The 25,520-nt window shown below is 57.9% G+C and carries 15 protein-coding genes and 6 pseudogenes; 14 read left to right on the forward strand and 7 right to left on the reverse strand.

The features are described from left to right. Positions 1-341 (forward strand): IS66 family insertion sequence element accessory protein TnpB (gene tnpB, locus M3I56_RS36815; RefSeq protein WP_254358160.1); only part of this gene is annotated, 341 nt, incomplete at its 5' end. 99 nt (positions 342-440) lie between these two features. After that, positions 441-1,576, forward strand: a pseudogene (locus tag M3I56_RS36820) (IS66 family transposase); the annotation flags it as partial. 19 nt (positions 1,577-1,595) lie between these two features. Here M3I56_RS36820 and M3I56_RS36825 read toward each other — a convergent pair. Further along, positions 1,596-1,766, reverse strand: a pseudogene (locus M3I56_RS36825) (IS110 family transposase); the annotation flags it as partial. Positions 1,767-1,784: 18 nt separating this feature from the next. On the opposite strand from M3I56_RS36825, the gene M3I56_RS41455 reads away from it, so the two are divergent. After that, positions 1,785-2,912, forward strand: coding sequence for a GGDEF domain-containing protein (locus M3I56_RS41455; RefSeq protein ID WP_254344736.1), 1,128 nt, complete (start codon positions 1,785-1,787; stop codon positions 2,910-2,912). 316 nt (positions 2,913-3,228) lie between these two features. On the opposite strand, the gene M3I56_RS36835 is transcribed toward M3I56_RS41455, so the two are convergent. Further along, complete coding sequence (locus M3I56_RS36835) at positions 3,229-3,975, reverse strand: 4'-phosphopantetheinyl transferase superfamily protein (protein ID WP_133191091.1); 747 nt, start codon at positions 3,973-3,975, stop codon at positions 3,229-3,231. A 134-nt stretch (positions 3,976-4,109) separates the two neighbouring features. Next, complete coding sequence (locus M3I56_RS36840; RefSeq protein ID WP_254344766.1) at positions 4,110-4,415, reverse strand: hypothetical protein; 306 nt, start codon at positions 4,413-4,415, stop codon at positions 4,110-4,112. On the opposite strand from M3I56_RS36840, the pseudogene M3I56_RS36845 reads away from it, so the two are divergent. After that, positions 4,328-5,179: pseudogene (locus M3I56_RS36845) on the forward strand (IS5 family transposase); the annotation flags it as partial. The gene M3I56_RS36840 and the pseudogene M3I56_RS36845 overlap by 88 nt on opposite strands. A 371-nt stretch (positions 5,180-5,550) precedes the next feature. Here the strand turns inward: M3I56_RS36845 and M3I56_RS36850 are convergent. Beyond that, a pseudogene (locus M3I56_RS36850) lies at positions 5,551-6,881 on the reverse strand (IS110 family transposase). Positions 6,882-8,584: 1,703 nt separating this feature from the next. Further along, positions 8,585-9,339, reverse strand: a protein-coding gene (locus M3I56_RS36855; RefSeq protein WP_254358161.1) for an IS5 family transposase whose coding sequence is annotated in 2 segments (ribosomal slippage) — positions 8,585-8,991 and positions 8,991-9,339 — 756 coding nt in all. Because the reading frame shifts where the segments join, the coding sequence is not laid out codon by codon here. 110 nt (positions 9,340-9,449) lie between these two features. On the opposite strand from M3I56_RS36855, the gene M3I56_RS36860 reads away from it, so the two are divergent. The 5 genes and pseudogenes from M3I56_RS36860 to M3I56_RS36880 form a co-directional block, all read left to right on the forward strand. Next, complete coding sequence (locus M3I56_RS36860) at positions 9,450-15,962, forward strand: non-ribosomal peptide synthetase (protein ID WP_254358162.1); 6,513 nt, start codon at positions 9,450-9,452, stop codon at positions 15,960-15,962. A gap of 35 nt (positions 15,963-15,997) precedes the next feature. Then, complete coding sequence (locus M3I56_RS36865; RefSeq protein WP_254358163.1) at positions 15,998-17,350, forward strand: MATE family efflux transporter; 1,353 nt, start codon at positions 15,998-16,000, stop codon at positions 17,348-17,350. Positions 17,351-17,354: 4 nt separating this feature from the next. Then, positions 17,355-18,491: an IS110 family transposase gene (locus M3I56_RS36870; protein ID WP_375541860.1), complete on the forward strand. Its 1,137-nt coding sequence runs from the start codon at positions 17,355-17,357 to the stop codon at positions 18,489-18,491. A gap of 356 nt (positions 18,492-18,847) precedes the next feature. Beyond that, entirely contained in the window at positions 18,848-19,111 is a 264-nt protein-coding gene (locus M3I56_RS36875; RefSeq protein ID WP_254344752.1) for a hypothetical protein, read from the forward strand. Further along, positions 19,089-19,214, forward strand: a pseudogene (locus M3I56_RS36880) (IS6 family transposase); the annotation flags it as partial. The gene M3I56_RS36875 and the pseudogene M3I56_RS36880, both read left to right, overlap by 23 nt. Before the next feature lie 130 nt (positions 19,215-19,344). On the opposite strand, the gene M3I56_RS36885 reads toward M3I56_RS36880, so the two are convergent. Then, positions 19,345-19,716 (reverse strand): topoisomerase DNA-binding C4 zinc finger domain-containing protein, encoded by a 372-nt coding sequence (locus tag M3I56_RS36885; RefSeq protein ID WP_254320601.1) that lies wholly within the window; start codon positions 19,714-19,716, stop codon positions 19,345-19,347. Positions 19,717-20,627: 911 nt separating this feature from the next. Between M3I56_RS36885 and M3I56_RS36890 the strand changes: the two genes are divergently transcribed. Then, on the forward strand, positions 20,628-20,903 hold the full coding sequence (locus tag M3I56_RS36890) for a hypothetical protein (RefSeq protein WP_254358164.1): 276 nt from the start codon (positions 20,628-20,630) through the stop codon (positions 20,901-20,903). Further along, positions 20,900-21,184: a hypothetical protein gene (locus tag M3I56_RS36895; RefSeq protein WP_254320599.1), complete on the forward strand. Its 285-nt coding sequence runs from the start codon at positions 20,900-20,902 to the stop codon at positions 21,182-21,184. The genes M3I56_RS36890 and M3I56_RS36895 overlap by 4 nt, the downstream gene beginning before the upstream one ends. 11 nt (positions 21,185-21,195) lie before the next feature. On the opposite strand, the gene M3I56_RS36900 is transcribed toward M3I56_RS36895, so the two are convergent. Further along, a complete protein-coding gene (locus M3I56_RS36900; RefSeq protein WP_254344758.1) occupies positions 21,196-22,230 on the reverse strand; it encodes an IS630 family transposase in 1,035 nt (344 codons plus the stop codon). A 112-nt stretch (positions 22,231-22,342) separates the two neighbouring features. Between M3I56_RS36900 and M3I56_RS36905 the strand changes: the two genes are divergently transcribed. The 3 genes and pseudogenes from M3I56_RS36905 to M3I56_RS36915 all read left to right on the forward strand — a co-directional run bounded on the left by M3I56_RS36905 (position 22,343) and on the right by M3I56_RS36915 (position 25,187). Beyond that, on the forward strand, positions 22,343-23,695 hold the full coding sequence (locus tag M3I56_RS36905) for an STM4012 family radical SAM protein (RefSeq protein WP_254358165.1): 1,353 nt from the start codon (positions 22,343-22,345) through the stop codon (positions 23,693-23,695). Next, positions 23,692-24,618, forward strand: a complete 927-nt coding sequence (locus M3I56_RS36910; RefSeq protein WP_254320596.1) for a class I SAM-dependent methyltransferase — start codon at positions 23,692-23,694, stop codon at positions 24,616-24,618. Before M3I56_RS36905 ends, M3I56_RS36910 begins: the two co-directional genes overlap by 4 nt. Positions 24,619-24,640: 22 nt before the next feature. After that, positions 24,641-25,187: pseudogene (locus tag M3I56_RS36915) on the forward strand (helix-turn-helix domain-containing protein). Positions 25,188-25,520 lie beyond the last annotated feature (333 nt).

The following is a 25,520-nucleotide window of genomic DNA, read 5'->3' on the forward strand; positions in this document are numbered from 1 at the left end:
ACGACGACCTGAAAGTCTACCTGTACCGCGAGCCGATTGACTTCCGCGCCGGCATCAATACCCTTGCTGCCCTGGTCGCGGAGTCAATGCAGCTGGACCCGCTCGCCCGTGCCGTGTATGCGTTCCACAACCGCAAACGCGATCGCGTCAAGCTCCTGCTGTACGAGCGCACCGGTTTCTGGCTGATGTTGCGCCGGCTTGAAGAAGACCATTTCGTGTGGCCCAGGCGGCATCAGGAGGTGATCGAGCTGACAACGCAGCAGCTTCACTGGTTGCTCGACGGCATCGACATCGACGCGCTTCGCCGCCACCCGGTGCGTCGTTACCAGCACGCCAGCTAGCCCGCCCGGCAAGGCACGTCGCGCGTAAACAACGGCGGCTGCGACTTTTACAAATTGACGTAAACCTACGGCGCGCCGCGCTCCGCTATCCTGGAGCGCATGAATCCTCCTGATCTCAAGCACATACCCAAGGTCGTCAAGGGCTATATCCGCGATCTCGAAGAGCGCGCGACACAGGATATTGCCCAGCGCGACGCACAGATCGAGGAGCTGAACCAGCGCATCGAGCAGCTCGAGGAACAGATCCGGCTGCTGCAGGCAGAGCGCTTCGCACCGCAGAGCGAGAAACGCAAGGATCGCGTGTTCGACGAGGCCGAGCAGATCGCCCAGACCGCCCCCTCCAATGAAGACGACGAGGGTGCACAGCCAGCGCTGCCCGACACCGGCCTGCCCCAAAACAGCGAGCCCGAACGGCGCAAGGGCGGCCGCAAGCCTCTGCCGGCCTACCTGAAGCGTGAACCTGTCGAATACGACCTGCCCGAAGACCAGAGGGCATGCGTGGACTGTGGCAACCCGATGCATCGCATCGGCGAGGACATCAGCGAGCAGCTGCACGTCGAGGTCAAGTGGACGGTCCGGCAGAACGTGCGCTCCAAGTGGGCCTGCCGGCACTGTGAGTGTCACGCCGAACATACACGGATCGTGCTTGCGCCGATGCCGGTGCAGCCGATTCCGGGCAGCCATGCGGACGCGTCGGTGATCGCGACGGTCACGACCGCAAAGTACGTCGACGGCATGCCGTTGTACCGGATGCAGGACGCGCTCGCACGCTGGCAGATTCCGGTGAGTCGCGGCACGCTCGCTCACTGGATCATCCGCCCCAGCGAACTGCACTACCGCCGCCTGTACGACGCGCTGCACAAGACGTTGCTGTCGCAGCCGTTGATCCACGGTGACGAAACGACGGTTCAGGTGCTCAAGGAGCCCGGCAGGTCCGCCCAGAGCAAAAGCTATGCATGGGTGTACCGCAGCGCCGAAGGCTGCGCCGAACCCGTTGTGCTGTTCGACTACCAGCCGGGGCGCGGCCAGGAACATCCGAAGAAGTTTCTCGGCGACTACAGCGGCATGCTGATGAGCGACGGCTACAGCGCCTGGCGCACGCTCAAAAAGGCCACGCACTTCGGATGCGTCGCGCACGCCCGGAGGCTGTTCGTCAAGGCGGACAAGGCGGCCGAGAAAAAACGGACTCCGGCAAACAGAAGATACCTAACGCTCGTGTGGCGAAAGCGCTCGAATAATTCCAGGCCCTGTACACGAAGACCCGCATGCCTCCATGCCGACCACGCACGGGTCAAGCTTCGCGAAAAACGCCAGTACGTCAGCGCGGCGCAGCTGTTTGCGTACGACGATATGCCCCTGCGAATCGACTCCATGAACCTGGAATAAAGTCTTTGCAAGATCCAGTCCGACAGTGGCTATCTTCATGATGAACGCTCCTTTGCCGTGGAAGTCACGACTTCTCCACATTGGCATATGCCGAGCCCCGAAGGGCGGGAGTCGTCCATCACATCAGAGCCCTCGACGGTTCGCGAACTGGCGACGCACCCGGGCGGCGCGCACGTTTCGACCGGCCAGTTCGCCGAACAGTACGTGCCGACGATGCTGTCGACCACGCAGTTGCGCGACGTGCTGCTCGCGGAAACCCAGGGCAAGCTGCGGCGCCATCTGCGCTCGGCGATGCTGGCGCTGGCGGGCGCGATCGTCGCGGTCGTGGTTTTGCTGGGTGCGCTCGCGTGGCTGATCCTGATGTTCCGCCGCGAGGTGGTGCGGCCGTTCGCGCCGGCGGCCCGCGTGATCCGCGCGATCGCGAAGGGCGATCTGGCGGTCGAGATTCCGTCTTCGCATCGCCGCGAGGAAATCGGCGAACTGTTTGAAGCGACGCACGTGCTGCGGCAATACAGTGTCGAGCGTGCGCAGCTCGATACCGAGCGCGGGCAACTGATCCGCGAGCTCGCGACGATGGCCGATACTGATCCGCTGACGCGGCTGTTGAACCGCCGCGCGTTCGAGCGCCGGGCGCGCGCGCTGCTGATGTTCGACGTCGACCACTTCAAACGCATCAACGACTCCTACGGACACGGCACGGGCGACGAGGCGCTGCGTGTGATCGCGGAACTATGCCGCACCACGCGGCAGTCCGATGTCGTCGCGCGTGTTGGCGGCGAGGAGTTCGCGGTGCTGGTGGCGCTCGACGACGCGCTGTTCCCGGTTGCGGCCGCGCTTGCCGAGCGGCTGCGGCAGCGGATCGGCGAAGCCGTCGTGATTGCGGATTCGGGCGAGACCTGTCGGATCACGGCGAGCGTCGGCATCGCGTTTGCGGCGCCGGGCGACGGGGCACGATCTCACGCACCTCTTCAGGCGTCCCGATCATATGCTCTACAAGGCGAAACTCGCGGGCCGCGACTGCGTGATCGCGGATGTCTATCCCGCGGAAGGCGGGACGTCCACGACGGCGATGACCGAGTAGGGCGCTGCGCTGGCGTTCACCGCTGCGCCTGCTGGGTGTCTTCCGTGCAGGGACGATGCAGTTCCGTAAGGGACAGCATTTCGCGCTGCCCAGACATCAGATGAACGCGGCATATCATCGTGCCGTGCTCAGGAACGTTTCGCCACATGGCATGGTTGGACTGTCCCTATCGCATCCGACAAAGCTATCTAATAAGGATAATTATGTTTCTTCGATAAAGGTAATCCACGCCCGCTTCTTGACAGTGCCGCCACAACCCCTCGTCCTCTCGGGAGCCGCCGCGGCCGCGAACGCAAGGTCATGCTCGTTGGCGAACCCGTGCTTCTACGGCTCACGCCAAATTCGCTTCGCGCCAGACAAAAACTTTGATCAGAGTAAAGTTCTGAAAGCGCTTAACCTGCATTGCGACTACGCATCCGACTAAGCGACATCGCGCGACCACGCGACACATGCGGCATAACCGCTCAGGGCGCGAAGCCAAACTGCGTCGAGTTTCGCAATCAAGTCGCGATTGCATACGCTCTCCTCGCTAACTGCGATACTTGGCTCGTGCTGCCTGTCTCCAAGTACAGAAAACCATGTCATGCCCCTTCCGATGCCGACGCCAAGTGTCTTCAACACCGCTTCCTTTGCTGTCCATACGTCATAAAACGCGTCGGTTCGCCTGTACATCGGCAAAGCGGTCACTTGTGCCTCGTCGCGCGGCGCAAATACCGCTGATGCCAGCTTCCTCCAGTTGATGTCTTTGCGAGCAAATTCGATATCGACACCAACCCTCCGTCGCCGGCCAATTGCGATCAGAGCATACTGCTCCGAATGCGAAACGTTAAAGTCGAGTTGTCCACCGGACCCGCCTTGCATCGACTTATCGAGACGGGGCCGTCCGCCGGTGTCTCGCTCGAAACGCAATTCACTGGCCTCCGAATCTGTTCGTTCCGCGAGCAACTGACGCAGCACGACGCGCGTCACCGCACAACGCAGCGCATCGTCGCGGCGCCGGAAGCGCGCGACCTTCGCACGCTCATCGTCCGAGAGCGGAGCGAATGCGGGACTGTCGAGCATGACGCGAAAATCGAAGCTGACGCAAAATATTTCAATATCTGCTGGGGAGGCACGCGGTGGAGCGAGCTCGTGCACATTGAAAGCCGAAGTTGCAGGGACGATCATCAATTCACTCCGTGAGTGACGGTAACAGGCAGTTCCTGTGCGATTATGCCGCGCGAGGAACAGAGGTGCTCAAGCCCGAGCCGAACTGCCCCGAATGGATGTTACTGGCCAGTTCATCGAATGTGTGTCGGTTTTCAGTCGGAAAAATGGGCGTGCTTTTCCTGAAACAGGTTGTGGATCACGTGCGTTCGTTTAGTCGGCCGATGAAATTCTGTCGAGTCACGAACGGTTTTGCGCACGGGTTTAAACGATATCGAGATGAACCCCATGAACATGACACACCAGCGATTGACGACGCCGTCCTCGCGCTCCTCTATTTGACATCGCACGACCACAGCCGGCATTGTCACCCATTGCTCGAGGGGATGTAACGATGTGGATTGACCCTGATCTTTTCGCTGCAGCACCGGAATCCGAGGTGGGCGCTCGGGGCCACCCATGCATCTATGCGGATGCGCTCGTGCAGATGCTGTTCGAACTCAAGCAGGTCTTTCTTCTGCCGCTGCGCGCACGGCAAGGCTTCGCCCAGAGTCTGCGCAAACTTGCTTTCCCGAGCCTGCCCGTGCCGAACTACACGACGTTGAGGCACACGGACGGTGAAGGTCGCGCTGCCGGCACAACGCCCAAAGACCCCTTGCACGTCGTGCTCGACAGTACCGGACAGAACGGCGAAGGCGAGTGGAAGGTGCACCAGCATCGCTGGTCCAAGCGTCGCACCTGGCGATGGACGCGAACACCGGACAGATCTGCGCTCCACTGAGGACTCGTCAGGACGAGGGCGATAGCGAAGTGTTGCCTGATTTGCTCGACCAGATTCCCGCTGACATGGCAATCGACACCATCGGTGGCGACGGCGCCTAGGACACCAAGGCGTGCCATGCGCGGGTTGCGGCGCGCGGAGCTGCCCCGTCGATTCCGTTGCCTGAGAGCGCGACCCCTTGGCCGGAGAGCGTGCCTGGCGCGGCCTGGCGCAATGCCGCCATCGATGCGATAGCAGAACGCAGCAGACGTGAATGGAAGCTCGCAAGTGGCTACCAGCGTCGCTCGCAGGCTGAGACTCTGATGTACCGGCTCAAGCTCCTCACGGAGCTCTTGCCTGTGGGCTCGCGAGATTGGTTCCTAGGCAACCGAAGTCTCGATTCGTGCGGGCGTGCTCAACCGCATGGCGGCACTCGCCCGCCCGCAGTCCGTTCGAATTGCCTGAGATCGAAAACATGGGGATCACTTCGTCCTTATGTTCGATTTACGACAACGCCTATCCGCATCGTCGGCAAAAGAGAGCCTCACGTGATCCGCAAACTGTTCAAGGAAAAGCACGTCCAACTACGCACTATTTAGAGGGTAGCTGCATTCCCTCTCGGAAAAGCGGCCCCCGAAGAACGGAGCGTGCGACTTTCACCGCACTCCGCTCGCGCACAGCATTAAGCGTCCCGCTGACGTCGGTCTCGCCGAGTTGCACGAAACCTTCGAAACCTTCGCAAGCGTCACATCGTTGATTCGCCTCATCGCTGAGACGAGGGGCGCTGAACCGCACAAGGACGGTCTCGTGAGAAACATTAAAAATACCGCGGATTTTCAGGGGGTTAGGACGGTCGGGGTGATCTCGAAGCCGAGCGCGGACGCGCGGCGCCTGAGCGCGGCGATGCTGCGTTGCTGTTGCTGCTCCTCGTAGCGCTGCTGCCCCTGGTCGACGAAGGCCTCACCACGCGTGAGCATGAAGCACACCATGCGCGCGCGAGCTTGTGGGCGACGGCCGTATTGGCGCGCGGCTTGTCCATGCGCGCGCACAGGCGCCGGTAGAATGCACCCAGCGCAGAAGCGATGCGCGACAGACTCATGGCCGCGATCTTGAGCGCCTGGCGCACGCGGTTGGTGGAGCGCCGCGTACGCGCGCTGAGCACCTTGCCGCCGCTGATCTTCGTGCCGGGGCACAGCCCGAGCCATGAGCAGAAGTGCTTGACGTTCGCAAAGCGGCTCAGGTCCGGGCCGATTTCCGAGAGGATCGTCATCACGGTGGTGACCGACAGGCCGTTGATGCGCGTCAGGTCCACACCCGCCCAGCGCGCCAGCGCCGCACGCGCATCGAACTGCGGGGCGTTCTTGCTGCGCCGCTTGCCGGGTCCATCAAGGGGGATGTCGTGACGTCCAAGGGGTACCAGCAGCGCCTCAATCTTCGCGTCGCACTCGAGGATGCGCTGCGCGAGGCTGTCAAACATCGCCAGTGCCTGCTGCAGCACGAACAGGTGTTCCTCGTGCCAGTTGCCCGTCAGCGCGCGGACGATATCTTCTTCGCTGCGCCTGACCGGAGTATGACGATGGCTGGCCAAGGCCTTCGGGTCGCGCTCGCCGGCTACGATTGCACGGATGATCGCCTGTCCGGTCATGCCCATTACATCCGTGAGCACTTCGGTGAGCTGGAGATTCATCTGCACCAGCGCTTTCTGCATGCGCTGCACCCAGCCGGCCTGCTCGGTGAGCAGCACCTCGCGCTGACGGGCCACCGCGCGTACCACGCAAACCTCGTCGCTAGGGCGCCAGGCCGCTCGCAGCAGCCCCAGGCTCATGAGCTTCTGCAGCCACTGGCAATCCTGCACGTCGCTCTTGCGACCCGGCACATACTTCATCTGCCGCGCGTCGACCAGCCAGACCGTCAATCCGCGCTGCTCCAGCACTTCATACACAGGTATCCAGTAGACTCCCGTCGATTCGAGTGCGATCGTGTCAACCCCGCATTCCTGCAGCCAGTCCGCCATCGCGTGCAGATCGTCGGTCATCGTGCCAAACTCGCGCACCGGTTCATCAGCCACCCCTTTGGGCACCGCGACCCAGTGACTCGAGCCGCCAATATCGATCCCCGCCGCATTCGGAAAGACTTCGGGACTGTCTTCGTGCTTGCGCATCGCCATCGCTGACCTCATGATCGTGGGTGGACGGCAGCGCCATGGGATGCGTCGAAATTGACTCGATCTCGTGAACGGGATGCAGCTCGCGCTGCTCACCACTGTCGCCGACGAATCCCGGACCATGCTCTCAAGCGGGCTCACCTGATGGCGTGCCGGCCACAGGTGCGCACCATTGGACGGTCGGTCATTGCGGCGCTGCCGTTCACCTGTATACCTCATCCCTGTTTCTCCGCGAACGCCGGACCCGGCACGGGGTTGAAATGCTCTCAAGCTTCCCCTCGATGAATCTCAAACGTGGACCTGCGACAACTGCACCAGGCGGAAGTCTGCACCCTTTCGGGTTAGGGCAAAGTTCGAACCCCTATGCAGGCCATTACAGCCCGCCATTCGCTTTCTCCGCGTTCTCATACCCGCTCCACCAACAGCTCTCCTTACGAGTTGCCTGCCATTCCACAATGTTCCGCGAGTTTGGCGGTGAGTCGGGTTTACCACGTTCCCGTTCCTGCCGCCCCGATGTTCTGGGCCTGTCCGGTTAGTGCCTGTCTATTCCCCGGTAGCGCTATGACGACGTGTTCCCGTTGCATCAAAGGGACAACCGGCTACATACCTTTTGGTTTGGGCCTGACAGCCGCTTTGGCCCATTTGACGTCACGAGGTTTATCAACAGTTCACCTATGTTGCACATACGGAACTTGCCTGGCCTTCACGCCGCACTGCGGCTAGCAGCGTCATCCCCAATCTCGTCGCCGAGACGGGGTGTCTTGCGAAAAAGACGTTGTTCCCGGAGCTCCACACGCAATCGTTACCAATCACGCATGTCCAGGTAGGCAACTGTTGGTCGCACAACAGGTCGCAGCATCCGTCGTTCATACTTCAGCGATGGAGGTGCGACAAGACAGAAACGAGCTTTGCTGCCCTGTACTACCTGATGATTTGACACGCTGCGGGCAGCAGCACGTGTCGCACGATGCACTCGTCAGTAAGTTCGTCGCTTTGATCGGCACTCGTCGTGGCAATTCGTGATGTTGCATATCCAACATTGTCAGGTATGCAACACAGCCAATTCCACAAACGATACTTCGCGGAAGATCCCGCAAGCGTTTTGGAGGGTGAGTGCCCATCAATCATCCCGATCAGCAATGTGTTGGGAGTTATCTCTCCGGTGTGTCGTGGCGTTGGCTCAACTATTGCATCTGCTGTCGGGGGGAAATTGAAGCGGGAGGTAACGGAGCATGAACACGAAACCAAAGCCTCACGAACCACAGACAAGATCTGCAAAAAATGACAGTCGACATGCTATTGCGGCGTCCACTCAAGGTACCGCGCTACGCGCTATTAACGAACCGGTGCTCCGGATCAACAGTTCCATTCCGTTCCCTGAGCAGGAAGTTTGTTCCTGCGTTGCTGTGCATTCCGACGAACGATGTATCTCACAAAGAAAGATATCAAGGGTCCTGCACAGAATGAAGCTGTGCGGCGAAGTGAGCAGCATGGAGGGCCGACGTCAACGCGACGGTCAGGACGACGTAGTCGAGCAGAGGCATCGAACCTTCCAACCCCATTATACGACTGTTGAATACTTCCGAACTTATGCTACTGGAGCGTCGAGTGTTGAAGAATCCTTCAATTCTTCTGGCGCTTTGCTTTGTTTTTTATATTTCAGCATGCAGTTCGAAACCTTTATGAAGTGAATTCCTTTATGCGACTTATGCCTCATGAATGTCAGCGCGACGTTCGAAGCGAATACGTAGACGGCGGAAATTATGCAGCCAGGCATGTGTACGTTCGACGACCCATCGGACTTTTCCGAGGTCACTGCCATGCGGGTGGCCGCGCCGCGCGATGCTGGTGGGAATACTGCGTTCGTGGAGAGCGCGTCGGTATTTGTCGTGATCGTAACCCCGGTCGGCATAGACGCAGCCAGGGCGGCTCAAAGGCCGCCCGCGCCTACCGCCGATCGGCACGATGGCCTCGATCAGCGGAACGAGTTGGGTGACGTCGTTACGATTGGCGCCAGTCAGGATTGCCGCGATCGGCGTTCCGTTGGCGTCGGTGGCGAGGTGGTGCTTGGATCCGGGTCGCGCTCGATCGGTGGGGTTCGGGCCAGTTTTTCGCCCGCCCCAACCGCGCGAATCGATGACGAATCCACGATCACGCGCGAGAAGTCGATCTTGTCCACCGCTCGCAATTTCCCCAGAAGCACTGCGTGCAATCGATCCCATACGCCGGCTTGCTGCCAATCGCGTAGCTTGCGCCAGCAACTGACGCCGGAACCGCATCCCATCTCCGCAGGCAAGTCCCGCCACCGGATACCGGTCTTCAGCACGAACAAGATGCCAGTCAGTGCAGCCCGATCCGGCACCGGCTTGCGGCCCGGATACTTGAAGCGGCGTGGCTTCGCTGGTGGTAGCAGTGGCTCGATCAGTGCCCACAGTTCGTCATCGATGATTGGTTTGCCCATCTCCTCGATCCTGTTGTCACGACGATCGAGGTTAACAGGTTGCGTTACGGGTTAACAGCCCCTACGAAGCCTTTTTGAAACCGCTTCTTAGGCGAGTGAGCGAGATTTAAATGAAAACACTATTGGCAGTGGACTACTTTTGTGATGTGGCACGGCGTTATCCGCAACATATAGCAGCAAGGCATGGCAGCGAGTCGGTAACTTATCGGGAGCTTGATGAGCAGTCCAATCGCATCGCAATGGCGCTGACCGAGCGCTGTGGCCGCGAGGCGCCCGTCATCGGCGTGCTGATGGAGCGAGGAATTGATTTATTGGCTGCGATGCTTGCCATTTTTAAGATTCGCGGTACCTATATGCCGCTTGATCGCCAGTATCCAGCGGAACGTTTGGATTACATGCTGGAGAAGAGCAAATGCTGCCTGCTGCTGACCGCCCGTAACTGCTACGAACAGGCGGCGTATTTGCAGGCAACCAAACCGGAACTAGTGCTTCTTGATATTGAAGAAGCGCAAGAATCTCGCGCGGCCTTTGTCGGGCTCAGAGGCAAAGGCAGTGATCTTGCCTACGTCATTTTTACTTCGGGTACCACCGGTCACCCAAAGGGCGTAATGATTGAACAGCGGAGCTTCATCAATCACTTGCACGCTAAAGTCCGCGATCTAGAGATCAGTAGAACTGACCAGGTGGCGCAGACTGCATCGCACTGTTTTGACATTTCTCTGTGGCAGTTTATGGCGGCGCTGCAAGTGGGGGCGTGCACACAGATCATTGATAGAGACGTCGTATGCGATCCGTCGCGGCTGCTGCTTGAGTTGCGCGAATGCCAAGTATCGGTCATTCAATTTGTGCCCTCGCTACTACGCTCGTTTGTGGCCGAAGTCGAATTGATCGATGCACGCGCGCTGCCGGCGCTGCGCAGGATTTCCACCGTCGGGGAGGCATTGCCGCCCGACGTATGCCGACGCTGGCTGGCGATGTACCCGTCTATTCCCATCCTCAACCATTATGGACCAACTGAATGTGCCGACGGTGTCACGCATGCGCTGATCTCTAACTCTCCGGCGGAAGGTCAGGCATTTATGCCAATCGGGAAACCGATAGACAATCTGCAGATCTATGTGGTCAGGCCAGATGCTGCGGCGCTGACGTTTGTTGCGTCAGGTGACGTAGGCGAACTTTGTGTAGCCGGCGTTGGCCTTGCGCGTGGTTACATTAACGACGACGCGCGTACCGAGCAGGCTTTTGTGGCTAACCCTTTCAGCGATAAGCGCGGATATGATCGATTATACAAGACTGGTGATCTCGTGAGGCTGCGTGAGGATGGCTTACTGGAGTGTCTCGGAAGAGCAGATCGCCAGGTCAAGCTGCGTGGTTACCGTATTGAGCTAAACGAAGTGGAAGGTTTGTTGGGGTTACATGCAGCAGTCGAGGCCGCGGCCGTAGTGGTGCATTACCCCGCTGACAATCGGGTGAAACTGACGGCAAGGGAAACACTGACTAGTCTAGGGGAAGCGGAAAGACTTCCGCGCCTCGTGGCCTTCGTCAAGCTTCGAGAGGAGGTTACACGGAGCGCTTTACGCGAACACATGTCGCGTCAGTTGCCTGACTACATGCTGCCTGATCTTTTCTTCGAGATGGCGACATTACCATTAAACGCCAATGGCAAACTTGATTACAAACAATTGCCTTCCCCGGAAAGTTTGCGTCCTTTGTCCGATGTGAAATATCTGGAGCCCACTGACGGTGTTCAGGTTCGGTTGTGCAGGCTGTTAGCCGAGATACTGCATCTAGACCGGCTGGGGCGAAACGACAACTTTTTGCTGATGGGCGGTGACTCGCTGCGCGCCATGCTTGCGATCAACCGTATTCGGAGCGAATTCGCCTGCGAAGTTTCGGTGGTTGACCTGTACCATTGCTCAATAGATGAGTTAACCGAACTTCTGGCCGAGAAAGAGGGTGGGAATGAGTCGCTTCCCGCCATTGTCGCCAGTCGCCGTGGTGAGGGCGGAGAGGCTCCGGCCAGCCATATTCAAAAACACTTATGGTTTTTGTGGAAGCTTGATCCAACAGCATCCAACTATACCTTGCAAGCGGCGCTCGAATGCTGCGGAGAGCTTGATCGAGATCGCTTTAGTCGGGCTTGGGATGCGGTGGTGCAGTACTTCGACACACTGCGCATTCGATTCGTCGAAAAGAGTGGCAATCCATATTTGACCTTCGATTCACCGCCGAAGGGTAGTTTGCGCTTTATAGACCTTTGCGGCGACCAACCTGCCCCCAGGTTGGCTGAATTGAAGGCGAGCGAGTTTCAACCGTCCTTTGATCTCGCCGCAGGCGCACTGTATCGCGCACTACTAGTACGAGAGAGATCAGACCGGCATGTTGTCATCTTTACCACGCATGAAATCATTATGGACGCGTGGTCGCTTTCGGTGATGGTGCGCAAACTGCGTGAATTTTACAAGGCGGGAGTCAGTTCAGAGGACGGTATCAAAGCCGAAATTTCGTTCGAGGATTTCGCGAAATGGGAGTCTGAGCAGTTTCGATCGGACTGCTGGGCGCGACAGCGCTCGTACTGGGCACAACAGCTGTCGGGTGAGTTGCCGGTGCTGACCCTGCCTTCCGATAAGCCTCGTCCGAGGCGGATGCGTTACACCGGTAAGTCATACGCCATACAAATTCCGGCTCTCGCGGCGTCCAGACTTCGCGAACTTGCGGCGGACAATCGCACCACGCTTTTCAGCGTGTTACTGACGACTTTTTACGCTTTATTGAGAGAGTACAGCGGACAGGACGATATCATCGTCGGCACTCCGAATGTAGTGCGAAAACAGTCAGGTACGGAAAAGCTGTTGGGGTTCTTCCTAAACATGTTGCCGCTAAGGGCGAAGATGGATCCTGACAAGTCATTCATCGAACATCTGGCCACGACGCAGCAAACTGTCATCGGTGCTGACTTCAACGCGGCATATCCATTCAGTCGGATGTTGGAAACAGTTGACGTGGTACGTGGAAGCAATTTTTCCCCCGTATTCCAGGCGATGTTCAACATGTATTCGGAGAAAGCAGAGCTAATTTCTGAGGGGCAGGACGATGTGTCAATTGTCGCACGCGAATTGGAGAACGGTTATACGAAGTACGATCTCACTCTTTACTGTCAGGAAGAGGGGGACGGCATCTACCTGCAGATGTCCTATTGCACTGAGCTGTTCTCCGACGAGCTCGTTTCAAGAATGCTGCTCAACCTGCAGCAAATTATTCAGGTGATCATTGCGGCGCCCGCGGCGCCGCTGGCAGAGCTGGATCTGCGGCACCCAGCTGAAAAGGATTTTCTTAAGCGTTACAACGGAGGACGGCTGGCTTATACAGGCGCTAGTACGCTACGCGAAATGTTCGAAGCGCGTGCCAAAATGTCGCCAGTGGATACTGCTTATTTCTGGGAGCGCGGCCGCATTTCGTATGCTGAGTTGGATGGTGCAGCCAACCGTTTTGCTAACAGACTCGCAGCCGCCGGTGTTGGTGCCGGCGACAGGGTGTTGCTTGGCATTGACCGCGGCATTAACGCGTTGATCGTCATTCTAGCTGCGATCAAGCTGCACGCAACCTACTCGGTGATCGGGGCAAATTATCCGATAAGCCGCATACTTGAGATTGCCAAAGATGTCGCTCCCAATGCCTTCGTTGCCACGCCGTTGCAGCGGGAAGCATTTCGTGACAGAGGGCTGGTTTTACTGCCGTCGGAGGAAGTTGCACACGGCAATGAGGAGACAGATGCCGCCCCTTCGCCATCTTGCTCGCATGAAGTGCTGCAGGTCGTCTACACATCTGGCTCTACGGGAAAACCGAAGGGCGTTGTGGTTCCCGCTACAGCATGCATAAATCGTTTGCACTGGATGTGGGGGCAATTCCCATTTCAGGCAGGTGATGTCTGCGTAGTGCAGAAGTCGGCGGCGCTGGTTGCTAGTCAATGGGAAATCTTCGGGCCACTCTTACAAGGCGTTCCTAGTTTGCTGCTGAGTCAGCAAGAACTGCAAGATCCATTTCTGCTGCTATTGCAGCTAGATCGTTACCGGGTAACGCATCTGCTGTGCTCGCCACCGTTGATCACCGGCATTTTGACGGCACAATTGACAGATGGACGGTCGGTTTCAGATTTGCGGCTGGTCACCTCAAGCGCTGAGGTGTTGCCACCGGAGTTGGCTCGGCGCTTTCTCGAGGCGTTCCCGCAGGCCCGTCTGTTCAACTTCTACGGCTCCTCCGAGTGTAGTTCGAACGCCGCTTGGGGGGAAGTGTGCGAAGTGGGCGCTGATGAACGGACTGTCCCGATCGGTAAGCCGGTGGCCAATGTCGGCATAGCCGTCGTAGATGACAAGTTGCGGCCGGTGGTTCAAGGTGCGGTGGGGGAGATCCTGGTGACGGGTGACTGCCTGGCGAGTGGCTACCATGACAGCAGGGAGTTGACAGCCGAGCGATTTGTTGCTAGTTCGGTGCCAGAGTTGCAGCCTTTCGGAACTGTGGCTTATCGCACTGGCGATTTGGGGCGCCACCGTGACGACGGCCGCCTGGAGTTCCTCGGAAGGCGCGACAACCAAATCAAGATCCATGGCTTGCGTGTTGAACTGGATGAGATTTCTCACGTCTTGGGAAAATGTCCTGGGGTCGAGGAGGCCGCGGTGCATTTGCACCGCGCTGCGGATGGCGAGCCGCTGTTGACTGCCTACGTGGTGGGCACTGAGGCGAAGCTGCCGTCGACAGACGATGGGTTCAGGCAAATGCTCCGTCATTCGCTGTTGCCCCACAGTATTCCCCGTTCATTTGTTCGCTTGCGGGCTTTGCCTAAGCTGCCGGGCGGTAAATTGGACCGTTCCCGCTTGCCGTTGCCACGGCAAACCGCGGCGGGCGTATTCGCGCCGCTGGTCACCACGACCGAGCATGCACTGGCCGCGGTTTGGCAGGAAGTGCTTGGTATGTCGATGATTGGTGCGGACGCGCATTTCTTCTCACTGGGTGGTACCTCTATGCTGAGCGTGCGCTGTGTGGCGCAGGCGGCCAAGATGGACATCCGCTTTTCTGTCAGCGAGTTGTACGATTATCCAGTCTTACGCGAACTGGCTGGGCTGATCGATGCCCGCTCCGGCGAACTGGTGCACCACGATGGCGATATCGACGGTGGAGTGGAAGTAACGCCTACGATACGCTTCATGAATCGGCGCATGGGTTTAGACGAGCATTTCAACATGTGCGCGATCTGGCAGGACGATAGCTGCCGTTTGGATCCGGCCATATTGGAGTCCGCTATCGTCAGGTTGGCGAAAGACTACCCACTGGTGCGCACCAGGATCTCTCGAGATGACGATGATCTACGCTTCCATACCGGAGTCGGAGCGTTGCATCTGGAGCGAGTTGCATTGGGCTCCTACTCAGAGCTCGGTGATTGCACGCGAGAGGTATCTGGTATCGCTGAGAAAGCGCAATATGCATTCCGGTTCGATGGTCGTACCTGGATGTCGCGTTTCCAATTGATCGAGGCGGAGGTCGGTGGGCGACCGTACAGTTGGATTTTTATCATAATTCATCATTTCCTGGTCGACGGCTATGGGTTCCGGCTCCTGCTGGAGGAAGTAGAACGCTACTATCTGGCTATAGAGCATGGCCAAGCGCCGGTTCCCGCATTCAGTGGCCGCGCGCAGTTGAATCGATGGGTGAAGGCGCTGCGCGAACATGTGAGCGGTTCGTTGGACAGCAACGTTGCTTATTGGCGAAGCCGGCCATGGGAGCTGCTGCGTGAGGATGGTGCAACAGTCCTCGAGGTTGAGCCAGTCGATAGTGGCGCTGATGCCAGCCGCCGCTTGTTCGAGATGCTACATACTGGGCAGATGCACAGTGATGCTGCTTTCGAGACCTTGTGTGCGCGCAAGGGGATTCGCTATCTGGACCTGGATGCGGAATCGACAAAGATTCTGCTTGATCTGCATCCGGACCGGCACGGCTTTGACGCGTTCGACGTCATCCTATGCGCCTTGGCGGAGGTGGCAGGAAAGGGCAACCAGCGACGAGGGCTGTTTCTGGACAACATGGACATGCTGCGCACGCCTATCCTGCCGGGTCAGGATCTGTCGACGGTTATGGGCTTTACCGCGGAGCTTGTCCCGCTGGCCATCGTTTGTGAGGGGCGACTCAGTGTGGCGGAACGTCTGAAAGCGGTGCGTCGTCAGCGCAATTCGGCACGGATCCATGGCATTGGGCTACGGGCGGCTGCGTATCTGCTGCCGGACGATCAGGCGAAGGCGCTGGTGGATTTCGACTGGCCGCGTGTTGTCGTCAACTATCGCGCTGTGTTAGATAATCTTCGTACGCGCATGCTGCTCGGCCTTGCTCAACCGACGATCTGGACGGGTGATGGGATGGGGCCCAACCGTCATCACACGTTGCGGTTATATATCGATAATGTGGACGGTAAACTTCGTATCCAGATGCATTGTGCGTTGCATTGCTTTTCCGCAGAGGAGGCGAACATGCTGGGACGTCAGTTGCTGCATTGTCTCGCGGCTTATGCCGGATGCCTCAGGGACAATCAGGAAGATGTGGACGCAGCAAGGTTGAAGGACGGGGCCACAGTATGAACACGCCAGCAGTCGCGGCATCACGGATGCAGTCAATGGCCCACGATCGACTGTTGCCACTGATCTTGCGGCTGGCTTTTCCGTCCGTCATTGGCGTCACTGTCAGTGCTGCTTATCAGTTTCTCAACGCGTATTTCGTGGGGCGGCTCGGAACAGCTGCACTCGCGGCGATGGCATTGTCGTTCCCGTTTGCAATGTGCATCACGGCAATAGGCCAGATCTTCGGTGCAGGGGCCGCGTCGTTGATTGCTCGAAGCCTGGGACGTGCCGACGATCACTCTGCCAACGATTATGCATCGCACGCGTTATGGTTGGCGATGGTAATTGCTGGGATTGCGGCTATCGCGGGCTGGCTGGCGGCTCCAAGATTGCTGGCATGGCAAGGCGCTGGACCATCGACTTTGCCACTGGCGGTGGATTATCTTCATTGGCTGCTGCTGGGCTATGTGGCAGTGGTATTCAATATGGTCTGTGGTTTCATCGTGAGAGCGGATGGCAATACCGTGCTCAGCATGACGACCCAAGTTTCATCCTTCGCAATGAACGCGGCACTCGACCCGGTGATGATTTTCTGGTTGGGGCTGGGCATCGAAGGGGCTGGCATCGCAACATTTCTGGCCCAGTTGTGCGGCTTAACCTTGTATTGGCGACATTTTGCGGGCAGGCACGGCGCCATCGTCTTATCATGGCCATCGGTGGGACGCTGCTGGTGCCGGCTGGCGAGCATCGCCCGCATCGGCCTTCCGCCAGCGCTCAATACGCTGCTCGCGGTAGGGGCCATGTCCATGCTCAATGGGTTCGCTGCTCGCTACGGTGAGGCATCGGTGGCGGCGCTAGGTTTGGCCAGCCGCTTGGCGATGCTGGCGGTACTTCCGCTGTATGGACTGTGCAGCGGGGCGCAGTCGGTTGTTGGGTTTAATGTCGGCGCAGGTAACTGGACACGGGTGGCGCAAGCGGTTCGGACTATGGTTGCCGTCGCCCTAACGTTCGCCGGAGTCTATGCCGGCTGCGTCGTGTGGCACGCTAGAACCATCATCGGCTGGTTTGCGCACGAGTCGGCGACGATAGAGATTGGTAGCCGCGCGATCTTACTGTTCCATTGTGCGTTGCCGGTGTTAGGGGTGCAACAAGTCTGCCTGCTTTTCATGCAGGCCAAGGGCGACGCAATCTGGGCAACGCTTGTAGCGGTACTGCGGCATGGCGTGTTTCTGATGCCCCTGATGGCCTTGCTGCAGCAGGCTTATGGGCAAGACGGCCTGTTGTTCTCGGTAGCGGCTGCCGATATGGCAGCGGGTCTTATCGCTAGTGTTATTCTATACAGTGAAATGCGGCAGATCGACAAGGCCTCCCGGCTCTGTCAGGTTAATGGAATGGGGGCGGTAGAATGACATAATGAAGAAGACAAAACCGCTTTATCATGGTCATCGCTTCCTGAGCCTGCGCGACGTCGAGGAGTTGATGCTCGAACTTGGTGTTGTGGTCACTTACGAGACGATCCGCTGCTGGTGCGAGAAGTTCGGCGCTCGATTCGCCAGGTACAACATCCCTGAAATAGCTTTAACTATCTGGATCGAGATACGGGGCCAGCAAACTGACCACCAAGTCAGTGGTTTCGGCAAGCTCGCCGGTGCCAGGCAAGGGCTCCCAGCGGCCGGTGTGGCTGCGAAATGCGCACGTGTAGATGGTGCGGCCGACCTCGGTGAGGCGAGCCACGGTATCGATCGTGTCGTCGCGTTGCATCTGGATGAGCAGGTGCTTGCCGTAGGGCGTGGCAAGAACGACGCAGCCGATGCCGCTGCAATCTGTGAAGCGGTGACTCGCCCGAGCATGCGTTTCGTGCCGCTGAAAGACGAACACCAGCAAGCCACGATCTGCCTCCATCGGACGCGGCAGGGTTTTATCGAGGAACGGACCGCGACCTACAACCGTGCACGTGGCCTGCTCTCCGAATTCGGCGTGGTGCTACCGCAGAGCCCGGAGCGCTTGCGAAGAGAAATCCCGGCTCATCTGGATGCCTTGCCCGGCTGGGCCAGACGATGCATCAGTGATTTGCTTGAGCATGCCAGCAACATCGAAGCCCGGCTCGCTGAATACGACCGCGCAATCAGCGAAATCGCGAGAGACGACGGGCGTAGCCGGCGACTTATGCATTTGCGTGGCATTGGTCCGCCCACAGCAAGCGCATTGCTTGCGAGCATCGGCGCTGGACACGACTTCAGAAACGGCCGACAGGTGGCCGCGTGGATCGGCCTCACACCAAGCCAGTACAGCAGCGGGGGCAAGACACGGCTAGGGGGCATCACGAAGACGGGAGATGCATACCTACGCAATCTACTGATACTTGGAGCTCGCTCGGTGATGGCGAGTCTGGGCGACAAGCAGGACCGTTTCAGCCGCTGGGTGAGAAGCGTCGTCGAGCGTCGCGGCTACTGGCGAGCAGCGGTCGCAATCGCCGCAAAAAACGCACGCACGGCCTGGGCGATGCTCAAGTACGGCGAAGCCTTTAAACACGAACCGGCGGCTGTATGACACGGCCGCTATGTCCAAACGATCAGGAAGCTAACCGAATCGAAGCAACCATGAGCGGATAGACGATCACTTTGCACTGCCAGCGGTGATGTGAAGCGGGTTGGACCCGCGCAAGGCATACCTGTCAGAGAAACGGGGATTTCTATCCCGTCCAACGAATGAGGTCCTTGCGCGCGTCTTTCATCAGGGTCCGGGCCAACGGCCCATCATGACCGGTTGTAGTACAGCAGTCCTTCACCTTCTCACGCGCGCCGACGTGGCATTGCAGCATGCATCAACAGCGAGCTTCGATTGAGCTTGTGCTCAACGGGGAACCCCTTGTAGTTTCTCTGGGGCGGCTAACCGCCAGGGCAGGCGTGAGTTCCATCACCGCATGCTTGAACCCGATGGGTGTCTGGTGCGATTCGGTTTGCAACCAGCTTGAGAAAACGGATGCGATACCCAACCTTGCAGGCGGCCGTGACAAGATGACGGAAGAAACTTCGGTGAATGGTCATGACGATGAAAATGCCCATCCTCATGACCATTCACCGATGGACAGAGATTTGCGCCTTGACTTCGGCCGGCTAATGGGTGTCGCAATATGGCGGTCTGCTATGCTGCCGGGCCTTAATGCGTGACGTGCGTGGCATCGAAGTCATGCAGATGATCGTCAAGGGGCAATTGAACGATGGCGGCGTTGGTCAAACTCCCGCACGGCAGTTCTATTCGCTGGCTGGATAAGTAGTCTATATCGTATTGGGACTTCACTAACCTCTCATTCTTACCGCGACAGAACCAGCTGGGTTTTAAGTTTGTGGGCGGCGGGCACCTTTCGCAGTCGTCGGCTGTCAACAAGGTACTTCCGGGACGGTCAGCGGCCCGGCCAGCCAAAGAACCGGCACTGCGGAAAACGGTTGCAGCCGACGAACGGCCGGCCGCTGGATTTGAGGATTTTCTGGATCAGCAGCCCCTTTCCGCAGTCCGGGCAACGCTCTCCAACCCGACCCCGCGGGGCCGATCGCGTCGATGGCGTCGCCGGCCGCTGACTGACGCCGCGGGGCTGGGCGGCACCCGCTTCCTGAGGCGGCGCGGGCCGTCCGTGTTCATCAGCCTGCGTGTACCCGCACGCGGGCGCGCGCGTGCATGTCCAGCGCGCCGGCACCACGTCATCCCAGCGTTGCAGCGGCTTGCGGCACTTCGGGCACAGGTAGATGCCCCGTTTCACTTGCGGTTCGATCATCATGATCGGGCGGTCATGGACTTGGTCACCTTACCACGCGTGGTCAGAGCAGCGACGCTGGGGGCGTGCCGCCACCGGCTTCGCGACCGGGGCGACCGGAATGGGCGGGACTGGCAAGGAGCCTCTGCTATCCCCTTAACCGTCGATCCAGCGTCCGCCAGTCGGCTGGCAGCAGCCCCGGTGTGCGGCACTGCTGTCTCGAGTGCGTCGAGCAAGGTGAAAAGGCCTACAACTGGTTGCGGCAGAATGCGGCAACCAGCCCTGCAAGACGAAGCGAACTATGACGAACCAAACCTAACTGTTTGAAGCCCCGCTGGCCCTGGCACCGTTTGTCCGCAACCCCACATCTCCTACATCCGTCGGCACGATTGGACGAAATGCGTCACACCACACCGAGATGGCCAGGCTCCGTTGGCAGAGTCGTACTTGCATGCAGCGCCAGCGACCTTCAGCCGTACGCCTACCTCGTGCACAGGCTCACCGGATGGCCACCGCGCGAACCTGCTGCGATCTGGTTGAGCGCTTACCGCCTCACATCGCAAAACTCACACCATCGCAGGGCATTGAGTTCGACTGCGGCCGCGCTTGAAACCCTTACCGATCGATGCATATGTGGTGTTGGCTCAACTTTTGCTTTTGCTTTTGCGTTTGCTTTTCGCGGACCATTACGGGTGGATTGAATGACGACTGAACACGAAATCAAATCTCACGGAGCTGCAGTCACAGCCAGCGTTTTTGCGCGCGCGCCCGGCACGGTTGCGGAGCCTGCGCCTGCTCCGAACCCCCGCACCCTTATCTGGACGGAATCACGGGGGGACTGCGTACACGCACGAGGAATGGCGCCACCTCGCGTTCGAATGGATCGCGGCAACGTACATCGCGCTCGTCGACCGTGGCTTACTGAGGGTCGTCAAATGAGCGTTCTCAACGCCAGTCGCCGGGTAATGCGGGCCACTGAGAATCAGTGGCCCAAGATTGCCGCGCGCCTGCGGATGAAGTTGCCTGGCGAGAAGGCGCGTATCACGATGGTCGTGACGGCCGCGGGCGAGACGTCATGGAGCCGCGAGGCGGGCGCGAGGCAGTTCTGGACGGCAATGGGCGAACTGCATGGATTCGACTGGACTACGGCTGGGCCCTGCGAGGGCATGCGCGTCGCGTTGTGTCGGGCAACACCTACGGAGGCAGCATGACCTGCATTGTGGCGCTGACGGATGGCAGGAAGGTCTGCATGGGTGCCGATTCGGCCGGAGCGGGTGGTTCGTACATGACGGTGCGCGCCGACCCCAAGATTTATCGGGTGGGGCCGTTCCTGATCGGCTTCACTTCGTCCTTCAGGATGGGGCAGCCTCTGGGCCATAACCTGACCGTCGCGTCGCGCCCTGAAGGCACCGATGTGTTCGTCTTCATGTGCACGACGTTCGTTGAGGCGGTACGCGCGTGCTTTAAGGACACTGACGGGTGCATCAAATAGTGCGCACTTGATCAGGCGGCGTAGCGGACATGCTTTTCCTTGAACAGGGTGCGGATCACGTGCGACTCCTTCTGTCGACGATGCAGATGCCGGCGGACGGTGCCGATCATTTCCGCCTTGCTGGTCGGTCGGCTCTTGCCGAGCGCATTGGTTTTCACATCCTGATTCAGGAGTTCGTCCGGGTTCAGCTCGGGACAATACCCCGGCAGCCGGATCAGGCGCAGACGGTCGGCGTTATCGGCGACGAACTGCCTGACGGCAACGGATCGGTGCACTGGGTGTCCATCGACGATCAGGTAGATCTTACGCGTGGCCTGCCTGAGCATGCGTTTCATGAATTCGATGAACGTCGCGTTCCTGAATGTTCCCTCAAAGACCATGAAGCTCAACTCCCCGCGGTTCGTAATGGCCGAGACCATGTTGCAGCCGAAGCGTTGTCCTGTCGCGCGCACCACCGGCGTTTGGCCCTTAAGCGCGAAGCTCGTGCCGCTGATGTGATCACTACGCAAGCCCATTTCGTCACCCCAGTAGATCGTTGCTTTCTCACGCTTCGCCTCTTTCGCGATCTGCGGATAGTCTTCGTTCAGCCAGCGTTCGATCACCGCATCGTTGCGCTCGTACGCTCGCCGCGCAGGCCTCTGGGCACTCATGCCCCATGCCTTCAGGTATCGGCCGGCCGTCCACGCCGACACCGTGATGCCATACTCCCGCTCGATCAGTCGCGCCACCGACTCGCGCGTCCACAGGTAAAACGGCAGCGCCAGTTGATCTGGCAGCCGCTCGATGATCAACCTGCGGATTCTCACAGCCTGTCGGTGATTCAACCGACCACTTCCCGGCAGGCGGCCTCGCTTGCCAGGTCGCAGCGCCCGCAGGCCGCCGTCGCGCGCCAGCTTCATCCATTTGCTTACTGCTCGCAGGCTCACCCCGTAGGTTTTCGCCGCCGCAGTCTGCGTCATGTTGTCACGCACGGCCTGCACCACCATTTTTCTTAGGTCCGCCTGCGTGGCACCGTCCAATTTGCGGGCATCAGTTTTCGTCTTCATGCCCATATTAACGCACAACGCACTATTTGGTGCACTCGTCAGTAACTTCAAGTTTCGCGTCACATTCATCCAGAATCGTCATGCAAAATGCAGAAGTGACCAGGAGAAAAGCATGCAGCAAATCGCGGATTTAATTCGACATTCTATAAGGAACAATCACTTAAAGTCGTATGTATATAGTTACCCTTCGAAAAGATCGTATAAAAGTCTACATAATATCGGCATTACGGAAATATGGCACACCGGTGATCGTGGACCAGCTTCAATATATATCCATATACCATTTTGCAGATACAGGTGTACTTATTGTACGTTATTTCTAACGACCCAAGATACAGAGGACATAATACAAAATTATGTTGATAAGATATGTGAACAAATCAAATTTTATGCGAAGTACACAGGAAGGAAGACAGTTGTATCTGTGTATTTTGGTGGCGGAACTCCGACTATTCTAAACGAAAAACAATTCGGACAGATTTTTTCATCGATTCAACATGGATTCCCGAATATTGCGTCCTCTGCTGAGCTATGTGTCGAAGGTTCTCCCGACTCGATGTCCGAAGAACTCCTCGATTTCTTGAAACGCCAAGGCGTGAACCGAATCAGTATGGGTATCCAAACTATGGATTCCGCAGAGCTGAAGGCCAGCGGTCGCCCATACCCGGTTTCGACAACAATCTCTGCGGTAGAAAATATCCGAAAGCGTTTCGAAAATTTCAATCTGGATCTGATCTACGGCCTTTCAGGTCAGACCTTCGAAAGCTGGCAAAATTCGCTCCGCCACATCGTTTCATCAGGTCCAATGACTATCTCACTGTATCCTGCAATTAGCCGACCTCTCACAGCGATTCATAAGCAGCAGCGATTGCATCCGGAGCGATACATCGACGACCAGACCAAGTATGCGATCTACGATAGCAATGTCGAGTTCATGCAAATGAATGGATACCGACAAGAGTCCTTCACTAGGTTCACCCGTCTGCCAGAGAATAGCAGCGCGTACGCCCAAGAGACTTCCGATTTTCTCGGCGTTCCGATGATCGGAATTGGAGCAGGCGCAAGAAGCTACAACGGAAAATACCACTACAGCTTCGACTACGCGGTCGACCTCAACGAGGTCGGCAAGGCCATTGAAGATTATTTGAACCTCGAAATCACCGAACACAGCATGGTGAGGTACGGGATTGTTCTTGATGCTTACGAAGAGCGCTTGAGATATTTCATCCTCAGCCTTACGCTGAACCAACTTTCTGGGACATACTATTCATCACAGTTTGGCCGGAATCTGTATTCTGATTTTTTGGACGTAATTGATGCACTTGAGGCTGAGGGGTGCATCGAGCCACCGTCCAATGACAAGATTCGATTGACCAGGAAGGGTTACAAATACAGTAATTTGGTCGCGCACCATCTTTTCTCGAACCATGTGAAAACCCTGGAAGAAAGGTATGTTCCACGATGAGCAACAGTGAGCGATTTTGGGAGAAAGGTTATTCGGACGCGAAAGTGTGGACGATGGGCGGACCGAGTGTTGAGGTATTTGAAATTGAACAGTTTCTACCACGAAACTCGACTGTTATAGACATCGGCTGTGGCGAAGGCAGAAATGCGCTCTTTCTTGTCCTCAGGGGACACAAGGTGACCGCCTTGGAACTTTCCTCGAACGCCGTAAAGAAACTTCGCTCGATTGCTGACCGTTATTCTTTGAACATCGATGTGATCGAGGCACGGATCGAGGATTTCGTACCGGATGAAAATTATGATCTAGTTATGGCGCACTCGTCGTTACATTTCGTGACGAAAGACGTGTGGATTCCCTTGCTTCGGGAAATGAGGCAACGGACTAAGCCCGGCGGATTTCACAACTTCACATCGATTATTGGAATTCCTCGCTACCCAGTTCCGCACGAGTGCCGACATGCCAATTCGTTTGACCGAGGCGATCTCGACTCGCAATATGCGGACTGGCAGATTCTTCGTTCCGATTTCTACGCCAAGTGGGATTCCCATCCGGGTATTCCGACGCATGTGCATGCCGTTGAGAAGTTTCTCTCGAGAAAAGCAAACTCGGTCGAGCGGTTCACGTTGACGAAGGTCGATCTTTCGAACAGCGACAATCTTCCTTTAATCTTGTTCGACAGCATACCCCTTGGAGCCGATGCTACCGCAGTCAAGTCGATGGGTGTTCGTCCGAGACACGTCAATCGGATTGAAATGCCAGGGTGGAACATGACGTCTCCTACGGAGCTGACGGGCAACTATGTGGTTGAAGACTGGATTTTTGGGATATACGGACTCCAATTCACACAGAGCATTTTGACGGGTAAATACGAGTATTTTACGTCACCAGTTTCGTTGCGGAACTCTAGTCCATTGAACCAATGAAATTGCACTGATCTAATAGTGCATGGGCAAAATGAATCTTAGTGAAGCTGAGCGCGAAGAACTGATGTCGATGCAGCGCAGCCGGACCATGGCCGTTGGCCGGGTGAGGCGTGCGCGGCTGATATTGCTGCTCGACGAAGGAGCCTCGCGCGGGGCTATCATCAGCGAGCTGCGATGCGATTCGCGATTCATCACAACGTGGCAAACACGCTTTGCCAGTGAGCGTCTTGAGGGTCTGTACGGCAGGCATCCCGGCCGCGCTCCGCGCCGCGATCTGGCGCGCCTTGAAGCGAAAGTGCTCGACTACACGCTGCGACGCAAACTGGCCGATGGTTCGACGCATTGGAGCAGCCGTAAGCTGGCCGCACAGTTGGGCGTGCCCTTACACCCCCACGTATTCGTCATGGCTGAATCAGGTTGAGAACTGGTTTGCCCGCATCCAGCGCGACGTCATTACACGCGGCGTATTCACCAGCACCAAAGATCTCGACAAAAAGCTCATGCGCCACATTCGCTATATAAGAAAAATCTCGTACAGACCGCCTATTTGCACCAGAGCCCCCGCGTGAAGATGGAGCGCTATATCCTCGGAAAAGCGACGGCTGGGCGGCGACAATTAGCTTGGCCGACCGGCCACGCTGCTTGACGCTCTCTAGTCGGCCTTGAACAATCCGCGAAGGCTTATGCGGCAAGGCTCCGAGGCCGAAATAGCATTGTGGGATTTGCAGAGACCTGGCATATTGATGCCGAAATCCTGCAAATCCTGACGAGGTGCGGATGGGTCCGAAGACGCCTGTGACAGAGGGAGATTTCTTCCGGCAGCCCCTGCGTGAGCAGATCAACCTGAAACATCCGCTGGTGCGGCTGGCTGACCTGATCAACTGGAATCGGCTGGGCATGGC

This window comes from Paraburkholderia sp. CNPSo 3281, from assembly GCF_024206515.1.
In the GTDB taxonomy this organism is placed as follows: domain Bacteria; phylum Pseudomonadota; class Gammaproteobacteria; order Burkholderiales; family Burkholderiaceae; genus Paraburkholderia; species Paraburkholderia nodosa.